The 17566-nt window shown below is 58.1% G+C and carries 19 protein-coding genes and 2 pseudogenes; 8 read left to right on the top strand and 13 right to left on the bottom strand.

Going from position 1 to position 17566, the window contains the following annotated elements; translation table 11 throughout:
* The first annotated feature begins 27 nt into the window (after window positions 1–27).
* The 4 genes from SJY08_RS22380 to SJY08_RS22365 all read left to right on the top strand — a co-directional run bounded on the left by SJY08_RS22380 (window position 28) and on the right by SJY08_RS22365 (window position 4237).
* Window positions 28–1287 (top strand): ABC transporter substrate-binding protein, encoded by a 1260-nt coding sequence (locus SJY08_RS22380; RefSeq protein WP_377278809.1) that lies wholly within the window; start codon window positions 28–30, stop codon window positions 1285–1287.
* A 136-nt stretch (window positions 1288–1423) separates the two neighbouring features.
* Complete coding sequence (locus SJY08_RS22375; RefSeq protein ID WP_377278993.1) at window positions 1424–2299, top strand: carbohydrate ABC transporter permease; 876 nt, start codon at window positions 1424–1426, stop codon at window positions 2297–2299.
* A gap of 4 nt (window positions 2300–2303) precedes the next feature.
* Window positions 2304–3137, top strand: coding sequence for a carbohydrate ABC transporter permease (locus SJY08_RS22370; RefSeq protein WP_377278807.1), 834 nt, complete (start codon window positions 2304–2306; stop codon window positions 3135–3137).
* Between the two features lie 14 nt (window positions 3138–3151).
* The gene (locus tag SJY08_RS22365; RefSeq protein WP_377278805.1) at window positions 3152–4237 is read left to right on the top strand and encodes an ABC transporter ATP-binding protein; all 1086 of its coding nucleotides are present in this window, start codon (window positions 3152–3154) and stop codon (window positions 4235–4237) included.
* A gap of 131 nt (window positions 4238–4368) precedes the next feature.
* On the opposite strand, the gene SJY08_RS22360 is transcribed toward SJY08_RS22365, so the two are convergent.
* Entirely contained in the window at window positions 4369–4704 is a 336-nt protein-coding gene (locus SJY08_RS22360; protein WP_377278803.1) for a hypothetical protein, read from the bottom strand.
* 330 nt (window positions 4705–5034) lie between these two features.
* Between SJY08_RS22360 and SJY08_RS22355 the strand changes: the two genes are divergently transcribed.
* The 3 genes from SJY08_RS22355 (at window position 5035) to SJY08_RS22345 (ending at window position 6585) form a co-directional block, all read left to right on the top strand.
* Window positions 5035–5385 (top strand): MbcA/ParS/Xre antitoxin family protein, encoded by a 351-nt coding sequence (locus SJY08_RS22355; RefSeq protein WP_377278801.1) that lies wholly within the window; start codon window positions 5035–5037, stop codon window positions 5383–5385.
* Window positions 5386–5399: 14 nt separating this feature from the next.
* Window positions 5400–5894, top strand: a complete 495-nt coding sequence (locus SJY08_RS22350) for an RES family NAD+ phosphorylase (RefSeq protein WP_377278799.1) — start codon at window positions 5400–5402, stop codon at window positions 5892–5894.
* 430 nt (window positions 5895–6324) lie between these two features.
* Window positions 6325–6585: a DUF637 domain-containing protein gene (locus SJY08_RS22345; protein WP_377278797.1), complete on the top strand. Its 261-nt coding sequence runs from the start codon at window positions 6325–6327 to the stop codon at window positions 6583–6585.
* A gap of 139 nt (window positions 6586–6724) precedes the next feature.
* Here SJY08_RS22345 and SJY08_RS22340 read toward each other — a convergent pair whose 3' ends face one another.
* The 3 genes and pseudogenes from SJY08_RS22340 to SJY08_RS22330 form a co-directional block, all read right to left on the bottom strand.
* A complete protein-coding gene (locus SJY08_RS22340) occupies window positions 6725–8563 on the bottom strand; it encodes a DUF6538 domain-containing protein (protein ID WP_377278795.1) in 1839 nt (612 codons plus the stop codon).
* Between the two features lie 101 nt (window positions 8564–8664).
* Window positions 8665–9288, bottom strand: a complete 624-nt coding sequence (locus tag SJY08_RS22335; protein WP_377278793.1) for a DUF433 domain-containing protein — start codon at window positions 9286–9288, stop codon at window positions 8665–8667.
* Between the two features lie 168 nt (window positions 9289–9456).
* A pseudogene (locus tag SJY08_RS22330) lies at window positions 9457–9540 on the bottom strand (transcriptional regulator); the annotation flags it as partial.
* A gap of 139 nt (window positions 9541–9679) precedes the next feature.
* Here SJY08_RS22330 and SJY08_RS22325 point away from each other — a divergent pair.
* A complete protein-coding gene (locus tag SJY08_RS22325) occupies window positions 9680–10000 on the top strand; it encodes a transcriptional repressor TraM (RefSeq protein WP_377278791.1) in 321 nt (106 codons plus the stop codon).
* Window position 10001: 1 nt separating this feature from the next.
* Here SJY08_RS22325 and SJY08_RS22320 read toward each other — a convergent pair whose 3' ends face one another.
* From SJY08_RS22320 to SJY08_RS22280, 9 genes and pseudogenes are all read right to left on the bottom strand, one after another.
* Window positions 10002–10703 carry an autoinducer binding domain-containing protein gene (locus SJY08_RS22320; protein ID WP_377278789.1) on the bottom strand — a complete coding sequence of 234 codons (702 nt, stop codon included), beginning with the start codon at window positions 10701–10703 and terminating at the stop codon, window positions 10002–10004.
* A gap of 216 nt (window positions 10704–10919) precedes the next feature.
* A complete protein-coding gene (gene trbI / locus SJY08_RS22315) occupies window positions 10920–12218 on the bottom strand; it encodes an IncP-type conjugal transfer protein TrbI (RefSeq protein WP_377278787.1) in 1299 nt (432 codons plus the stop codon).
* A gap of 14 nt (window positions 12219–12232) precedes the next feature.
* Window positions 12233–12670: a conjugal transfer protein TrbH gene (trbH, locus tag SJY08_RS22310; RefSeq protein ID WP_377278785.1), complete on the bottom strand. Its 438-nt coding sequence runs from the start codon at window positions 12668–12670 to the stop codon at window positions 12233–12235.
* Between the two features lie 3 nt (window positions 12671–12673).
* Entirely contained in the window at window positions 12674–13486 is an 813-nt protein-coding gene (trbG, locus tag SJY08_RS22305; RefSeq protein ID WP_377278782.1) for a P-type conjugative transfer protein TrbG, read from the bottom strand.
* Between the two features lie 16 nt (window positions 13487–13502).
* Window positions 13503–14165: a conjugal transfer protein TrbF gene (locus tag SJY08_RS22300; RefSeq protein WP_097143207.1), complete on the bottom strand. Its 663-nt coding sequence runs from the start codon at window positions 14163–14165 to the stop codon at window positions 13503–13505.
* Between the two features lie 20 nt (window positions 14166–14185).
* A complete protein-coding gene (gene trbL, locus SJY08_RS22295) occupies window positions 14186–15364 on the bottom strand; it encodes a P-type conjugative transfer protein TrbL (protein ID WP_377278780.1) in 1179 nt (392 codons plus the stop codon).
* Window positions 15358–15558, bottom strand: coding sequence for an entry exclusion protein TrbK (gene trbK / locus SJY08_RS22290; protein ID WP_377278777.1), 201 nt, complete (start codon window positions 15556–15558; stop codon window positions 15358–15360). Before trbK ends, trbL begins: the two co-directional genes overlap by 7 nt.
* The gene (gene trbJ, locus SJY08_RS22285; protein ID WP_113462197.1) at window positions 15555–16358 is read right to left on the bottom strand and encodes a P-type conjugative transfer protein TrbJ; all 804 of its coding nucleotides are present in this window, start codon (window positions 16356–16358) and stop codon (window positions 15555–15557) included. The genes trbK and trbJ overlap by 4 nt, the downstream gene beginning before the upstream one ends.
* Window positions 16330–17566, bottom strand: a pseudogene (locus SJY08_RS22280) (conjugal transfer protein TrbE); the annotation flags it as partial. The pseudogene SJY08_RS22280 and the gene trbJ, both read right to left, overlap by 29 nt.

Below are 17566 nucleotides of genomic sequence, written 5' to 3'. Positions count from 1 at the left end.
ACCAAGAAGCAGAGGAGGAACCTGATAATGAAAGCCCTTTTGACAGCAGCCCTGATCAGCACCTTGATGGCGGGGACGGCCCTTGCCGATACCACCTTGAAGCTGGTGGAAGTGATCACCAGCCCCGAGCGCACCGAGACCCTGAAATCGATCGTCTCGCAGTTCGAGGCGGAAAACCCTGGCACCAAGGTCGAGATCATTTCCCTGCCCTGGGGTGAAGCCTTCCAGAAATTTGCAACCATGGTCTCGGCCGGCGAGATCCCTGATGTCATGGAAATGCCCGACACCTGGCTGTCGCTTTATGCCAATAACGGCATTGTCGAGAGCCTCGAGCCCTATCTGAAGGATTGGGATCAGACGGCAGACCTGTCCGATCGGGCGCTTGAGCTTGGCCGCGACGTCAAGGACACCGCCTATATGCTGCCTTACGGCTTTTATCTGAGAGCGATGTTCTACAACAAGAAGCTCCTGGAAGAAGCAGGCGTCACAGAACTGCCAAAGACGATGGACGAATTTGCCGATGCCTCCAAGAAGGTCTCGGCTCTTCCTGGCAAGTATGGCTACTGCCTGCGTGGTGGACCCGGTGGCCTGAATGGCTGGGTCATGTTCGGCGCGTCGATGGCCGGCTCGAATGAATTCTTCACAGAAGACGGCACCTCGACCTTCAATTCCGAAGGCTGGGTCAAGGGTCTCACCTGGCTCATCGATCTCTACAGAGAAGGCTACGCGCCGAAGGATTCCGTCAACTGGGGCTTCAACGAGATAGTCGCCGGCTTTTACAGCGGCACCTGCGCCTTCCTCGATCAGGACCCCGATGCCCTGATCGCGATTGCCGAACACATGGGCGAGGACGATTACGGCGTCATGACCATGCCAAAGGGTCCAGACGGCCGAACCTTCCCGACGATCGGCTATGCCGGCTGGTCGATGATGTCGGCGAGCGAGAACAAGGATCTTTCCTGGAAGCTGATCGCCACCCTTCAGGGCAGGCAAGGCAACATCGAGTGGAACAAGCGGACCGGAGCGCTGCCGGCGCTCAAATCGGCCGAAAGCGATCCATTCTATGCAAGTGCGCAGTTCAAGGGCTGGTTCGAAGAACTGTCTGACAAGGATGCGGTGCCGACCGTGATGCCGACGCATCTCGAGGAGTTTGCCTTCTTCAAGGATTCGCTTGTCATCAAGACCTCTCAGCAGGCGCTGCTTGGCGATATCACGCCTCAGGAACTCGCTGATCAGTGGGCTGATTACCTGACAAAGGCGCAGCAGAAGCACCTGGCGAAACAGTAAAGCGTCTCAAGTCCGGGCAAAGTGATCCGCTTTGCCCGGCCCCTGACACGCCCGACATGACACGTCCAATCAGATGGAAGCATGAACAGTGACAGCGACCCTTGAGCGGGGCGATCGGCGGACGCTTCTCAAGCGCATGGCCGATGCGTCTGAACCCTATCTCTACAGCGCGCCGGCATTGATCCTGATCGTTGCGGTGATGCTCGTGCCGCTGACGCTCGGCATTTCCTATGCGTTTCGCGATATCCAGCTTCTCAATCCGTTTTCAGGCGGCTTTATCGGCCTTGAACATTTTAATGTGCTGAGTCAGGACGCCGACTTCTACCGCGCGCTCAAGAACACGCTCTGGTGGACAGGCGCTTCCGTTGTCTTGCAGTTCACCTTCGGGCTGATCCTGGCGCTCTTGCTCGACAAGCCCTTCTATGGTCGAGGCCTTGCACAGGCGCTTGTCTTTCTGCCCTGGGCGGTGCCAAGCTTTCTTGCCGGTCTCAACTGGGCCTGGCTCTTCAATCCGGTGATCGGGCCGCTTCCCCACTGGATGTTCTCACTGGGGGTCTTGAGCGAACCCAACAATATCCTTTCGGATCCGTCGCTTGCCATGTGGGGGCCGATCATCGCCAATGTCTGGTGGGGTGTTCCGTTCTTTGCCATCACGCTGCTTGCGGCACTTCAGGCCATTCCCCGCGATCTCTATGAGGCAGCTTCCATTGATGGCGCCGGGCCGTTCCAGCGCTTCTGGTCGATTACGCTTCCCTTTCTCGCACCGACCATGGCAATCACCATCCTGCTTCGAACCGTCTGGATCTCGAACTTTGCCGATCTGATCATCGTGATGACCAATGGCGGTCCTGCCGACAGGACGCAGATCGTTGCCTCTTACATTTTCACCCAGGCCTTCAGGCGTCTCGACTTCGGCTATGCCTCGGCAATCGCTCTCGTCCTGCTGGTGCTGCTGATGGCCTATTCCATGCTGATCGTGCTGCTCAGGCAGACACTTCTGAACAAGGACTGAGCCCATGAGGTCGTCCCGCATCGCTCTGACTGTCGCCCATCGGCTTGCCATCCTCGCCTATATCGGGCTTGCGCTCTTTCCGCTCTATTGGCTGTTGAAGGTCGCGGTCACACCCAATGACCTCCTCTACAGCGAGGGCGTGCGCATGTGGCCGTCCCGCACGACGTTTGAGCATTTCCGCTTTGTCATTGCCCACAGCGCCTTTCCGACCTTTTTCAAGAACAGCCTGATCGTTGCCGGCTCAACCGCCCTCGTCGTGACCGTCATCGCCTCGCTGTCGGGCTACGCGCTGTCACGGTTCAGTTTCCGCGCGAAATACTGGATTGTCGGCTTGATGCTTCTGACCCAGATGTTTCCGCTGGTCATGCTGGTCGCCCCGATCTTCAAGATGCTGTCTCCTCTTGGACTGACCAACAGTCTGACCGGCCTTGTCATCGTCTATTCAGCCTTCAACGTCCCCTTCGCGACCTTCCTGATGCAGTCCTTCTTCGACGGCATCCCGAAGGATCTGGAAGAGGCGGCGATGATCGATGGCGCCACCCAGTTTGTCGCCTTTCGTCAGATCATCTTGCCGCTGACACTTCCTGGAATCGCTGCCACCCTCGGCTTCGTCTTTACCGCAGCCTGGTCGGAGCTTCTCTTTGCGCTGATGCTGATCTCGGGCAATGACGCGGCCACTTTCCCAGTCGGGCTTTTGTCCTTCGTCTCGAAGTTCTCGGTCAATTTCGGGCAGATGATGGCGGCCGGTGTTTTGGCACTCATCCCGGCCTGCCTCTTCTTCCTCCTCATCCAGCGCTATCTCGTGCAAGGCCTGACGGCCGGCGCGGTCAAAGGCTGAAAGGACAAAAAACCATGGCTTCCATCGATGTCCGCGCAGCTACCAAGAGCTACGGCCACTTCCCGGTCTTGCACGGGGTGGACCTCACCATTCAAGACGGCGAGTTTATCGTGCTCGTCGGCCCTTCGGGCTGCGGCAAGTCCACGCTTTTGCGGATGATAGCAGGCCTTGAGCAGATTACCTCCGGAGAGGTTGCGATCGAGGGCCGGCGGGTCAACGATCTGCCGCCCAAGGATCGGGATATTGCGATGGTCTTCCAGTCCTATGCGCTCTACCCGCATATGTCGGTCGCCGACAATATGAGCTACAGCCTGCGGCTGAGAAAGACGGCCAAGGAGCGGATTACCGAGATTGTTGCCGGCGCCTCTTCAAAGCTCGGCCTCAACACCCTGCTTGAGCGACGGCCAAAGGCCTTGTCGGGTGGCCAGCGTCAGCGTGTGGCAATGGGCCGTGCGATCGTTCGCCAGCCGAAGGCATTTCTCTTCGATGAGCCGCTCTCCAATCTTGACGCCCGCCTGCGCGAACAGATGCGTGCCGAAATCAAGAAGCTGCACAAGGAGCTTGGAGCGACCTCGATCTATGTCACCCACGATCAGATCGAGGCCATGACGCTTGCCGATCGCATCGTTGCCATGCATGGGGGCGTGGTGCAGCAAGTCGGCGCACCGCTCGACCTTTACGACCGCCCTGCCAATCTCTTCGTTGCCGGCTTCATCGGTTCGCCCGGCATGAACTTCCTGGAAGGGCAATATATCAGCACAGGCGGCAAAGCCGCTATCCGGTTCAAGGACGGAACGGAAATTGCCGTCGAAGAGCGAGCGTCCTTTGCTGGAGATCAGAAAGTGACACTCGGCATTCGGCCCGAGCATGTGGTCATCTCGCCTGATGGCACCATCAAGGCCGGTGTGGAGCTTGTCGAGCCGACCGGCTTCGGCATCATCATGCATCTTTCGGTGCACGGGCTGCCCTTCAAGCTCTTCACGCTCGACCGCAGCGTCCTCAGCGCGACAGCCGAGGTGCGCGTCGATTTTCCCATCGACCACCTTCATGTCTTTGACCATGAGGGCAAACGCATCAAGGAGCGGTCCTCAACCGATTGATCCGAAATCCGCAATTCCGAGTGTACGGCTTGTACCATTTCAAGTGCGGGACAAGTGCCAGCATCGACAGATTCTGCGATATCGCTGCATCCCGTTTTTGCTCGTCAGGCCGCAGTTGCCGATGGCCATCTCTAATCCGGCTCTCGTGTGTGCATATCACCGCTTACATCGTCCCCAGCAAGGGTTTTTGACGGTATCGAGCGATCGAGCCAGCGCAGCACGGGGCACTCGCCATTGACATCGATACTCAGCCCAAGGCTTGTGAGATGAATGGCAATCTCGGTCCGCAGGTGATCGCGCGGGCCATAACGCTGACAAATGCCGTTGACGCGCGCGACAATCTCTTCGGCTTTGTCATCCGGGACATCCAGATCGCCAAAGAAATAGTGTTTTTCGCCCGCGGCATAGAGCGTAGCGCCCGTATTCAGGACCTCTTTGACAAAGGAAGTGATCTGATCGTTGCGCATCGCATCTCCTTACGAAGACGTAATATGGGCCACGATCACGCTTTGTCACGCTCCTAGATTTCAGGGATCGATTGTCGCGGAAGCTGTACTGCCGGGCGCCATGGCGTGCTTTCCATCGGGGCCTATGACCGAAAACTGGCCGGCTGTCACAGGCCATTATAATGTTTTGCAAATACACTGCAGCCGTCGCGAGGACTGCGGCCACGACGCCTTTTTGAGTCCGCGCTTTAAATTTACGCTTGGCCGCGCGAGCCGCTCCCCTTGAAGCTCAGCAAATCTGACGCTATATTGCGTCAAGATAACCGGCTAAAGACAGTGGATATAGCGACCATGAGCCTTGCCCAATATGCCGATAACGGATTGTTTTCGCCACGTAAGATTGCGGAGACCTTGCGGACGACCAGCGAGGACATCGCCCGAACGGCGGGCCTTGGCAAGGATGCGGTTCAACGAAAGGACCGGATCCGTTCAGACAAAACGCAGCGACGTTTGCGCGAAGTGGCGGAGATCATCAATAAGGTCGAGCCTCGTTTCGGTTCCGCGCTCATGGCCTATGCCTGGTATCGTTCACAACCCCTGCCCGGTTTTTCAGGCCTGACTGCAATGCAGCTTGTCCGAGATGGAAGGGCCGATGATGTGCTTGACTATATCGACGCCGTCGATGCCGGCATCCACGCCTAGTCGAGCTTTGCACGATGTTTAAGGGCGAGTTGTACAGGGCACTTAACCCGATCTACGCCCGTGAACCGCGATCTGGTTACGGGGCGCAACGTTATGGCGGGCGTTTCAACAACAAGGGCGTGCCTGCCCTTTACACTTCCCTTTCGATCATGACCGCCATCCGCGAGTGCAATCAGGTCGGAAGCTTGCAGCCGACAACAATCGTCTCTTACAGGGCGAACATCGAGCGTGTCTTCGACAGCACGAACGAGGCCGCTCTGACGGCTTACGGGATGGATGCTGCAGCACTCGCAGACATCACATGGCGCGACCAGATGAAAGCGAGCGAGGAGGCAAGAACACAGGCCTTTGCTCGCCAACTGATTAATGATGGCTATCACGCATTGCTCGTAAGGAGTTTTGCGCATGGTTCATCGGCAAGCGATCTTAATCTCGTTCTTTGGCACTGGGGCGACGAGGCACCATCTCGTCTCATGGTGATCGATGACGAGAACCGCCTCGCTCGATAAGGCTTTTTGCTGGCGTGGTGCTGCTATTGACGCGGCCATAGCCGCCATCGATTCTGCTGGCGAGCATTTCTGACCGACACCGACCTGGCCGACACCAACCAGAGCGTCTCCGAGGACTTCAAGCGCGAGGAAGATCTGTTCTGGTAGAAAGAGCGCGATCAGGGTCGCGTCGAAGAGGCCATCCGGAATGTCGAGATCGAGGCCGGCGACGACATCCCCGCCTCGCTCGACCAGCTCTCCAGCTCGCCCCGCCTAGCCTTCATCATAAATGATCAACGTAATGAGCCTACCCTTGCCGCCAAGTTCTGGCAGGCCGTCAATGCCGAGTTCCGCGAGGGGGCTACAAGAGCTAGCGGCTGACCGAGACCGGTGCGAAGGGGGTGACGGTGATCGCAACCGCGCTGACGGCCGGAACCGCGTAATCGCCGCGATGTCTACCTCACTCACTACCAGCCTGCGCGCGGGGTTGCAGCCGCTGATCATCAAGACTGCCGTCTCGCTGGTCAACAGATTGGGCGATCTAGGCGCAACGCTGAAGGCGTTCGGCTCGCCTGACACTCTACACAGCCTTGCGACCGCCATAGGGACGGCGGGTTTGACAACGCAGCTTCGGCAATCGGCGAGCCTCGGCATTGAGCTGCCCGCCACCGCCCAATTTCCCGACCGACTGGGGCAGAACATCCAGCAGTGAGCTGGCCATCGTTAAGGACAATGGGCACCGCTATGCTTGGGCACGCCCGGCAGAAGTGCGTCAGCGGTCTTGCGTCCCGGCTTTGATGAAGCGGGGAGATGGAGCAATTGCAACGATCTGGTTTTGACCGAAGCCGAACCTAGTCAGAACTCTTGCCGTCTTGCTCTTCCGCCGCCGGCACACCGCCACGCACCCCTTTGCTGCGCCAATTCCTCAACATCCGCCTGAAATCGAGCGCTTCGAACATAGAGTAGTCCACATCTGATCTCATCGGCAAACGAGCGAGAGCCATAGCTGATGCCTCGGTAAGTGACTTCAAGCCGTAATGTGCGTTGACGTCAGCCCCGACCGAATGGCCAACCTGAATCCTGCCTGCGCGCAGGCTGACCTCGTGATCACGCAAATCGTCGATGTATTGAGCCCGCAAGGAATGGAAGACCTCGCCACAGCCGGGCTCAATCCCCGCCTTCTTGAACAGGCGCTGCATGTATTGAGAGGCACTCTTGGAGGGATCAGAAAGTCGCACCAAATCCGGGAATAGAAACCGATTGCCGCGGCTCAACGCCCACTCAATGAAACCGATGCGGTGGAAGAACTCGTGCAGCACGAAAAAGCTTAAGCTCGCTTTGGTCTTCAGGGGAACCCTACGCGTCCGCCCCTCGATTTCGACGAGGCTTTTCGGTTGCGCGACCCAGACATTGTCGAATTTTTCAACGATATCGATCCCTCTGAGATAGATCAGAGCCGAAAGCCGTCGCCCCGTCAGATGCGCCAGCAGCGGCAGGATGGCTGCATCCATGTGGCCCGTGTCAACACCGATGCGGAAAAGGCTCGTCAGCTGTTTTGCGCTGAGCGAAGCGGTCTCTCGCGATGGGGCAAGACTTGATGGATAACGCAAGGACACATCCTGGAAGGGATCCCGATAGGAATGGGACGTCATTCCCGATCGCATTGCTGCCCGGACTGCTGCCACATAGCCGTCTTTTACTGATTTTTCAGCCAAGGGCCGATGGCCAAGCCGCCTTGCCTCTTCGAGCACTTCCCAGGCGGAGCCTTGATTTCGCAGGCTTGGCCTGGCTGGCCAGTCTGCCATCAGCAGGACGAAGGCCTGCAGATCGGCGGCCTCGTAGCGGTCGACCGGATGGTCACCGATCAGATCCAGAAAAACCGAAATCCTTGAGCCCGCGCTTTGGACGTCCTTCATATTTCCAGACGCGACCATGGCCCGGAGTTTCAGATAGTCGTCAACGACAACGCTGAACCTTGGAAGTTTCGACCTCTTACGTGGCACTGTCCTGCGATCGCGCAGAAAAGCGGGAACCGTGCCGCCACCAATTTCAGAGCGATCAGATGACAGAGTCGGCTTTCGCTTGAATGCCGGCAGCTTTTTACGCCTTGACGGTAAGGGATCAGAGTTTCCCGGAGAGGCAGCCGTTGGGGTGACCGATGGGCAAAACCTCTCATCCAAAATTTGCGTGGCAGCTTCTGCCAACTTTGCTTCGGTCTTTCGCCTGACACGCTCGGCTGCCTCCAGCAAGAACTCGTCAACTGCCATCTGTGCTGCAAGTTTGATACGTTGCTCAAGATCATGGTTAGGCGACGAGAGGGGCTTTCCTCCTTCGCCGTCCGCTGGAGGATGTCGGCCCTCTCCCATGAGCGCCAGCTCAGCCTTCAGCCAGTTTTTCGTGGCGATAGCCAGTTGCGTACCTTCCTCGCGACCTGCCTCTGGAGCCTCGATGGATGGTGTCGCCACAAGTCCTTCACTGATCTGCCTGATCTTCCGGAGCTCAGCCTTGAAGGAAAGTCGCGCTTTAACGGCTAAAGCTTCGGCCAACCGACGCGCCTCTGAAAGCTTCCTTGTTTTCAGACTGATCCGGATGAGCGGTCGGCCGTGATCAAGCTCCGACGGAAGCCTGATCTGAAACATGTATGAGGAGGATGATTGCGCAAGATAGCGGCCGGGACGGTTTGCTGACATCTAGCTCCATCGGTCTGCGGGTTGCTTAACTTTATGATGCCGCATGATCCAACGCCACCAGCGAAGTGTGCAGGCATTCATCAATCTGGAACTTCAGGGTATCAGCTGCCTGATGGCCTGTTGGCAGCCTTCGAAAGTGGGAGCCGCCTTGACGACTTCATGGTGGCGCCAAGGTCGGAAAGCTTGCGAGGCCGACCCCTTGCAGGGTTGGCGGCCGTCCAGATCTCCGCGAGTTCAACCATCCGTGCGGTAAGCGCCGGATATCCCTCGACGATCTCGTCGGTGCTCGCACCCTGAGCCTTCATTGCGGCAATCGTCCTGACAGGGACGCGGGTCTTGTTGAAAACAGGTTCGCCACTAAGGACACCCTTCACGGATTCAATCGCCCGCTCAGCTTCCCGAAGTGCCTCCGCACGCGCAGCAAGCTGCTCGCGGGCGCGGGCAACATCGACGATCAGATAGTCATCTGCCCGTACAGTATCGGCGTCCGGATTCTGGTCAATCGTGTCGAAAAGCCGCTGGCGGCGCTCGGCGGACAAGATCGAGCCGACCCCGTACCACAGCTTGAGACGCAGCAAGTCATCGTCAGAGAGTGCCCTACCCTCTTCTTCGGAACGCCGTCGTGCGATGATCCGCTTGTCGATGGCGTTGTGTACCGATTTCACGGCGATTTCGCTGACGGCGGCTGCTTCTGCGGGTGTGTAGGCACGCGACGTCTGAGCCATAATCATTCTCCTTGTAGAGAACATATAGCGACTTCACTGCGCATTGTGAAGTGGGACCTCGGTAGTCCGTACGATCGCAGAGCTTTCCGATAGACTAACCAGTGAAGAGAGCCTCGCTTGATCAGTCTGTTTCGTCGGGCGTGACCAGTTCGATTTGGCTCACTCCAAGCGCGCTTCGACATCCTTCTGCGTCAGGCCTTTTTCCCGACGGAGGCGGGCGAAATTTCGGCCGCCCAGCTTGCGCATATGCATGCGCGGACGATCACTGTTTACATACTTTAAGTTTATCAACTATAGTATGTAACTGATTTTTATATCGGCTTGCCCCGCTGCATGTCAGATTTTTAAGACGGTTTACAGCGACCGCATATGGGCAGTAACTGGATCGATCATGTTTAAAACAAGTGCAGCCGGGCCTGTGTCTGACAACAAACTCATATTGCGTCCACTCATCGGTTTGATGAGTGATCAACCGCCTGAGGAGATCGAGCGCCATGTTGTGCGCGAGATTGAGAAACATCGCCGCTTGCGCAACGACGCAGTGATGCTCGAAGCGAAAGTCGATGCCGCAACCGACTCAGAGACGGCGCGCGAGGCAAGCCAAGATTATATACGGGCGATGATTGCGGTGCATGCCCAGCAGACGGTCGTGTCCACGCTTCTCGACATTCTGGGTTACATTCCGGACATGCCGAGATCAAAGGGACACTAACTCAAATAAGGGCTAATTTCGTGGCCATGGCTGTCGCCTGCGGCAAGGTCGTCGCACCCAATGCAGCCTTGGCATTGCGAAGGAAGAACGCGACATTGGCATAAGAGGTGTTCTCGATGATCGCGATTGCACGCATCGATTTGCCCTCGGCCGACCATCGCAGGCAGGTCAACTCATCCGACTTCAATCGAATTGGCGTTCGAAATGTTGGCTTCGCTCCCAGGCCTTCGATCCTCGCATGCAGTTGCGCGACCGCCGAAGCCGCAAGGACGGGGTTCAACTGTTGTCCTTGGGCGAAGTCCGCATCTGCTGAGGCAAGTGTAAGCATCGCCATACGCCCGAAGCCCGCCTTGATCGGAATGGTAATCCCTGATCGGATTCCGAACTCACCGGCCTCTCCGTAGAAGGCCCTGCGCTCCTTGCTCATGCGCATTGATGCTTCATTGGACCACGCGAAGGCCTCAAGCTTGCCGCGCGCGCTTCGTACGACTGGATCAATCAATGCATATGCTCTTTCGAGATATCGCTGCTGCCACTCTATGTCATAGTTTGAGATTGCCGTGTGGGTTTCTGCCTGAAGGCTCAAATACGCATAAACGCCAAAACCTGCCTCCTGACTGAGTTTTTCCAGGGTGGCCCTCACTGCTGCTTCGTCGTGAGCCAGGGCGACCTGCTCGGTCAAGTGCTCAAACCATTGATTCAATTTACAGCCTCCTTCGACTGAGGGTGTGACTGCAGCACAGTTGCAGTCATCCAGAGATGCGCTCGGCTCAGGGCGCGATGGCTCCGAGATAAGTCGCCGCAGAAGAGCATGCGGCTTTAAAGTTGACTATTAAATGATAGTTTTTAGCCATGCAAGATTGCATTAGGTCATAACGATTCAATCTGTCTGTGGCATTTGCAGGGCAGGCCTGTTCGGCTAGTCGCGATACGCGGCTGGAAAGACGATGTCCTGATCTACCAATACGTTAAACTTGTAGCCCGGCCGTATCCTGACCGTCGGTTGGACATTCAGATTTTTCGAGATGCTTTGCTCGGCCACTCGGCCGAAGCTCTCGGCAAAATTCCGACGGGCCGCGTCAGACGCGGTATCCTGCGTCGCGAGCGTCGAGCTATCAGGCATCGACATATCGATGCCTGTGCCGATGATGGCAACGAGCGCGGCAGAGCCAAACGTACGCCAAATGTGGCGATCGACCTTGTCCTTGAAGCCGCCATAGCCCTCCATGTCCGTGCCGGCCATGCCACCGAGCTGAAGTGTCGATCCATTCGGGAATATGAGGTCCGTCCAGACGACCAATACGCGCTCCTGCCCGAAAGATAACTTGGAATCGTAACGACCAAAGAGTTTCGCCCCCTGCGGAATGAGCAGCCGGTAGCCCGTGGCGCTATCATAGACATTCTGGCTGACATGTGCCGAAATCCTGCCCGGAAGGTCGGAGTTCAGGCCCGTGATCATGGTCGCAGGGATGACAGACCCACGCTTCAGCTCGTAGAGCGAGAGCTGCGGGACCACTTGGTTTGCCAGATAGCCAAGATCCTTGATGTCCTGGTTGAAGAAGTCTTCCTTTGAGGTCTGGCCGTTTTGATCGACGTTCTGTCCGAGTAATCCGGACTTCATCGCGGCGCTGTAAAGATCGGATGCGCTGTTCGTCATGGAATTGAGCGGTTGACGGGCATCGATTGCGGTTTCCGACGAGCTTCTCTGCACTTCGGACACATCTACCTTGAGCGGGGAGTCTAGCGCTGTTGCGCGAGCCTGCATGCTTGCCATTCGCTGGCGCTGTGCCTCACGCAGAATCTGCTCATCTTGTTCGCGCTTAAGCCGCGCTCGCCACTCAGCCTCTGGCTCGAGTTGCGTTCTGCGCTCCGTTCGGGTGACTTCTTGACGTTCCACCACCGGCTCTCTCACGCGCTCACGCTCGATAACGACAGGTGTCGGCTGGAATACTTCCCGTTGGTCCGGCTCACCGATGATTCCATCGGATACGCCACGCTTCAGCTGATCGCCAAATGAAGTGGCAGGCGCAGTGGTACCGGTGTCGAGCTCGTTTCCCCGGTTGAGGGAAAGGCCACGCCACGAAAGGCCGATGATGACCACGCCGAAAAACAGAACAATGATGACTATAGCGACGATGATTGGCAGGCGATTGAGGCGTCGCATGCTCTGTTGATCGTCAGAACTACCCCCCGTGCCGAGCTGGAGCGATTGAACCATTGTCTCGCCTTCCCTCAGTTTCGCTGCATGACCGAAAGCGGACTGGCAGGTGTCGCGCCTGATGACGTCGCCGTATAGACCCGACCAAGCGCAACGGCTGGTGTGCTGACTTGCGCCAGTACTTGACCGTCGAAACTGTCGATTGACCACGTAAACTCGACAGGCTTCTGATCCTTACCGGCTTTCTCATCGGTAGCGACCGTGTACCCCCATCCCTTTAGCGCGGCCTCAAGAGCGGCGGCGTATTCGGAGGTATCTTTTTCCATTTTGAGCGTCGTGGCGCCAGCCGGGCCGACCTGTTCGGCGAGGCGGCTCGCCATATCGCCGGCGATTGCGCTTGCGGTGGCCCCTGTAACAGAAATCGGAGTGGCGCTTGTGGTCTGCATTTCATCCGCAGTCTGGCAACCGGAAAGGATGGCAGTGATGATGATGGCGGCAAGGGACTTGTTCATCGGTCAACCTCCGCGCCGGATGGTGATCTTTTGCTGGCGCCAACCAACCCCGGAGACAAGCACGGCTTTGTCGACGGCGTAGTCGACGATCATCACGTCGTTCTTCATGCGGTAGTTGACGATGCGGTTCTGGCCGCCGCTGACGACGAATAGCACCGGAGCGTCCTGCCCAGAGATGGACCGTGGAAACTGGATGTAGGTTTTGACGCCATCGGAATAGACGCGCTTCGGCCGCCATGAGGCTCCGCCGCTAACCGAATAGGCGAAGTTCAGCTTATCTGGAGCAGTTCCGGGAGTGCCGCCAGTCTCGAGCCGGGCATTGATGTCAGCCAGCTTGGTCGACACATCTTCCGGATACTCGAAGCCGATCCGCGCCATATACTGGCTGGGATGGGATTTAAGCTGGATATGGTAGGTTCGTCGAGAGGTCGTGACGACCATTGACGTGACGAGGCCGGCCTCGGACGGCTTGACGATCAGGTGGATCGCCTGTCCACCGGTTGCTCCAGACGTCGCCGGTTCTACCTTCCAGCGGACCGTGTCACCGACAAGCACGTCTCGGACGATCTCGCCACCCTGCAGCTCGATGTCACAAACCTGAAGCGGCGAGCACACAGCCGAGGGCTGGGTTTCGCCGAACAGAAAGATCACTTTGCCATCAGGTCCCGTCGTGACTAGACCCGGCGTCCCCCGCCACTTCCGCGAGAGGTTGGTCCCCTTCACCTCGTTCGACGTCATGCTCTGTGCGGCCGCGCAATCCGCGAGGACGAGTCCCACCATGCAGCCGACGGCCGCGATCAATCCTGTTCTGTGCATGTCAATTCCCCTGCCCTTAAAGCTGTGCAGTCCAGTCGAAGTCCTGGACATAAAGACCGATCGGGTTGAGGCGGATGATCGCCTCGTCCTGTGGAGCGGTGAGCGCGACCGTCGCGATGCCGCGGAACCGCCTCGTGCCGGTCTCCTTGCCCTTGCGATCGCGCTCATATTCGGTCCAGTCGATCTGATAGGTCTGGTTGGACAGCGCTACGATGTTGTTGACCTCGATGGCGACGGTCGATGTCTTCGCCTTTTCGAACGGCGAGTTGCCGCGGAACCAGGCATTGATCTTCTGGGTGGAAGGATCGGATGTCCTGAGCAGCGCGTAGGTCCGGTCGATGTATTGCTTCTGCACCACGGCATCCGGCGTGATCGATTTCAGGCTTGTGATGAAGTTGCCGAGCGTTGCGCGAACGACCCGGGCATCGGCGTACTCGATCTGCTGGGGGAAGCCTGCTGTCACCGACGTGCCGAGTTTATCGACTTCGACGATGTAGGGCACCAGCTTGACCTGCGTGCTGAGATACATGGCATAGGTGAAGCCAATCACGGCCATCGATAGCCCAAGAATGCCGACGATCCTCCATGCGCGTGCGGCCTGGACATAGGATCCATATCGTTCCGTCCATTCCTGCCGGGCGGCAAGGTAAGGGCTGTCGGGCGGCTGATTTGCTGCCATCGCTTTTGCCTTCCTGATAATTAGGTGTTGTGTCGTTCGGGAGGTGGTGTCGGGCTGCTATGCCCTGTGCGAGCCTGATCGAGCTTGGCGTTGGCGAGCCCCATGATCGAACCGGCATAGGCGCCGGGCGAACCGATCGCCTTTTCTTTCACGGCGGAGCTTGCAGCCCTTCCTGCCGATCCGATGCCAGCACTCATGCCGCGAAGTGTGGCACCTGCCACAGATGATCCCGCAGCCCGCGCGGATTGGGCTGCTGCAGCGCCTGCGCCCACTGCACCTGCGGCAAGCGATGCTGTGCCGAGAGCAAATGATGTCGTCTGGCCGCCGTGACGAATGGTTTCCATGCCGCCCGTGACGGATGCACCTTGAACGACGCCCTGGATGATGTTGGGAACGTACATTGCGATTATGAAGATCACGACAGAGATGCCCGCGATCGCCAATGTGGTGATAAACTGATCCGTTTCCGCCGTCGGTCCTTGTGCCAGTCCGAGGAGCACTTCCGAGCCAATTTTAGCGATCATGACCAAGGCCATGAGCTTCATACCGACGCCGAAGGCATAGACCAGATAACGGACGGCAAAATCCTTGGTGAAGGACGAGCCGCCCAAGCCGAGCATGATCATGCCGGCGAGTAGTCCGACATACATCTCGACCATCACCGCGACGAAGATTGCGGCCACGAGCGAGAAGCAAATCACCACAACCCCCATCGCCAGGACGGCGGCGATCGCAAGCGCATTGTCCTCGAACACCCCGAACTTCGCCTGCTCGGACATCTGCGAAGCCACCCGTATACCGGCATCGAACACTTCGGCCGGCGAAGCCGATCCGCCGCCAGCGCCGATCTGATAGAGGCTGTTGACGACGTCCCTCGCAAGCGTTGGTCCCTGGGTTAGAACGAACGCGAAGAAGCCGATAAACATGATCCGTCGGACGAGTTCAGCGAACCAGCTATCAAGCGACGCGGCTTGTATGGCGAGCCAGGCGGCGGCGATGCCGACCTCGATCCCCGCAAGGATCCAGAATAGCGACCTTGCCGCGTCCATTATGGTGGTCTCCCACCCCTTCGCGGCAGCAGAGACCTGGTTTTCAAGCTCTGTCAGGACCTGTCCTTGCTGCGCGAACGCTGGGGTGGCGAGGACCAGGCAGGCTATGCCGCCGAGCACGAAGGCTCGCTCAAGATTTCGCTTTACCATCGCGGCCGCATCTCCTGACCTTTTTCGATCGGGGGCAGCTCCTTGGATGTGCCGAAAAATTTCTCACGGGTGATCCGTTGCTCTTCGCTCATCTCGGGTGATGCCGGGGCGTTTGCCTGGACGAAATAAAAAGTGGTGGCGGAAGCCGCCGCAGCGACCATGACCAGCACCATGACGAGGACCGGGCGGCTCACCAGCGTGGCTCCATCTTCTGGCCACTCGGGATCGTGGTAACGTCGGCATTGAAGAATTTCTCACGCCGGGCCTGTGCGAGGTCCTTGTCCGTCTGCTCGGTCTGGAGCCATGTCCCCATCATCGTCATTTGCTGCGAGACAAGACCACGCAGCTTCTGCATTTGGGAAACCTGCTGGGCGGCAATCTGGTGTCCGACCTGGAGGGCCTTCATTTGTCCGTCGGCCGACTCCGACATCGATCGCAGCGAACTCATCGTGCCCTCCTCGGTATCGAACTGATCCGCTGTCAGACTGGCTGCTTTCAGAGTGCTGCCGATCGTGTCCCTGTTCGTGTCCGACCAGGATTGGTAGGTGTTCGAGAAAGACTCGGCGTTCGGCAGGTTGGTTTTCAGATCCGCATAGCTATTGAACCGCTGCTGAAGGACGTCGTCGGCATTGCCCATCGAGAAAGAGATGCTCTGCCCTTGATCAACAATGCTGCGCAGACGGTTGAGATCGCTTTCGACCTGGCCCCAGATATGATCAGGGAGCTGCGCCGTGTTCTGCAGCATGTTCTCATAGATCTTCAGCTGGTTCTGGATTTGCTCGGCGAGTTGCGTGATCTGGGTCAACTGATTGTCGACCTGCAGGCCGGAGCTTTTCAGAAGGTCGATGAGCTGCGCATTGTTGGCGAGCTGCGTCCATTCGGTGGCAGCGCCCGTTGCTGACCCTGCATGGGCGGAAACAATCGGCGACAGCGCGATTGCCGCAGTCATCGTTGCGACGATCCAGTTACCGGACGTTGAGGTGCGACGTGGCATCGTGAACTCCTCTCGATTCAAGCCAATGGGTCGGCCATTCCTGGCCGTGTTCCGCCTTCAGCGCTCTGATGCGCTTCAGGTCTTCCTTTCCCGATGCGCCCACAAAGCTCAGCGCCACTGGCCCGAGCGACATGTCGAAGAGCCGCCGTCCGTCTGGCGTGGCGACGTAGTATTCGCGCTTGGGGATGGCACCCGAAACGATCTCGATCTGACGCTCGTTGAAGCCAATCCGTTCGTAGAATTCCCGCGTGCCCGGCTCGCGCGCAGCGCCATTCGGCAAGCAGATCTTGGTCGGGCAGGATTCCTTCAGCACGTCGATGATGCCGGAGCGCTCAGCGTCGGAGATGGATTGCGTCGCCAGAACGACCGCGCAATTGGCTTTGCGGAGAACCTTCAGCCATTCCCGGATCTTGTCGCGAAACCCGGGATGGCCGAGCATCAGCCAAGCCTCGTCGAGGAGAATAAGACTAGGTGAGCCGTCGAGCCGCTTCTCGATCCGGTGGAAGAGATAGGTGAGGACGGGCACCAGATTACGCTCGCCCAAGTTCATGAGCTGCTCGATCTCGAAGCACTGAAACGCTCGAAGCGTCAGGCCATCCTCTTCAGCGTCTAGAAGCTGACCCATCGGGCCATCGACCGTATAGTGATAGAGTGCATCCTTGATTTCGCGCATCTGCACGCCGCTGACGAAGTCCGATAGCGACTTTCCGGGTGCTGTCGCCATCAGCCCGATCTGGCGAGAGATTGCATTACGGTGGTCCGGCGTGATGGTAACGCCCTGCAGGGCGACAAGCGTTTCGATCCACTCGGTCGCCCATGCTCGATCGCCATCTGTCGAAAGATCGAAGAGCGGGCAGAATGCCAGCGCTCTCCCCTCCCCGCTCTGGTCGTTGCCAATTTCATAGTGATCGCCGCCGGCAGCAAGCGTCAGGGGCAGGAGCGAGTTGCCCTTGTCGAAGGCAAAGATCTGGGCGAAATCATAGCGGCGGAACTGCGCAGCGATTAAGGCGAGCAGGGTCGATTTACCCGAACCCGTAGGTCCGAAGATCAGGGTGTGGCCGACATCGTCGACATGTAGGTTGAGACGGAATGGCGTTGAGCCCGAAGCGACTTGCATCAGCGGCGGGGAGTTCGGCGGATAAAACGGGCACGGCGCCACCGTGTTACCTGACCATACCGAGTTCAGCGGGACGAGATCCGCCAGATTC

Source organism: Rhizobium sp. R86522 (genome assembly GCF_042466255.1).
Taxonomy (GTDB): Bacteria; Pseudomonadota; Alphaproteobacteria; order Rhizobiales; family Rhizobiaceae; genus Allorhizobium.
Note: the sequence above shows the minus strand (reverse complement) of the source record. Positions and strands in the feature narration are given on the sequence as shown.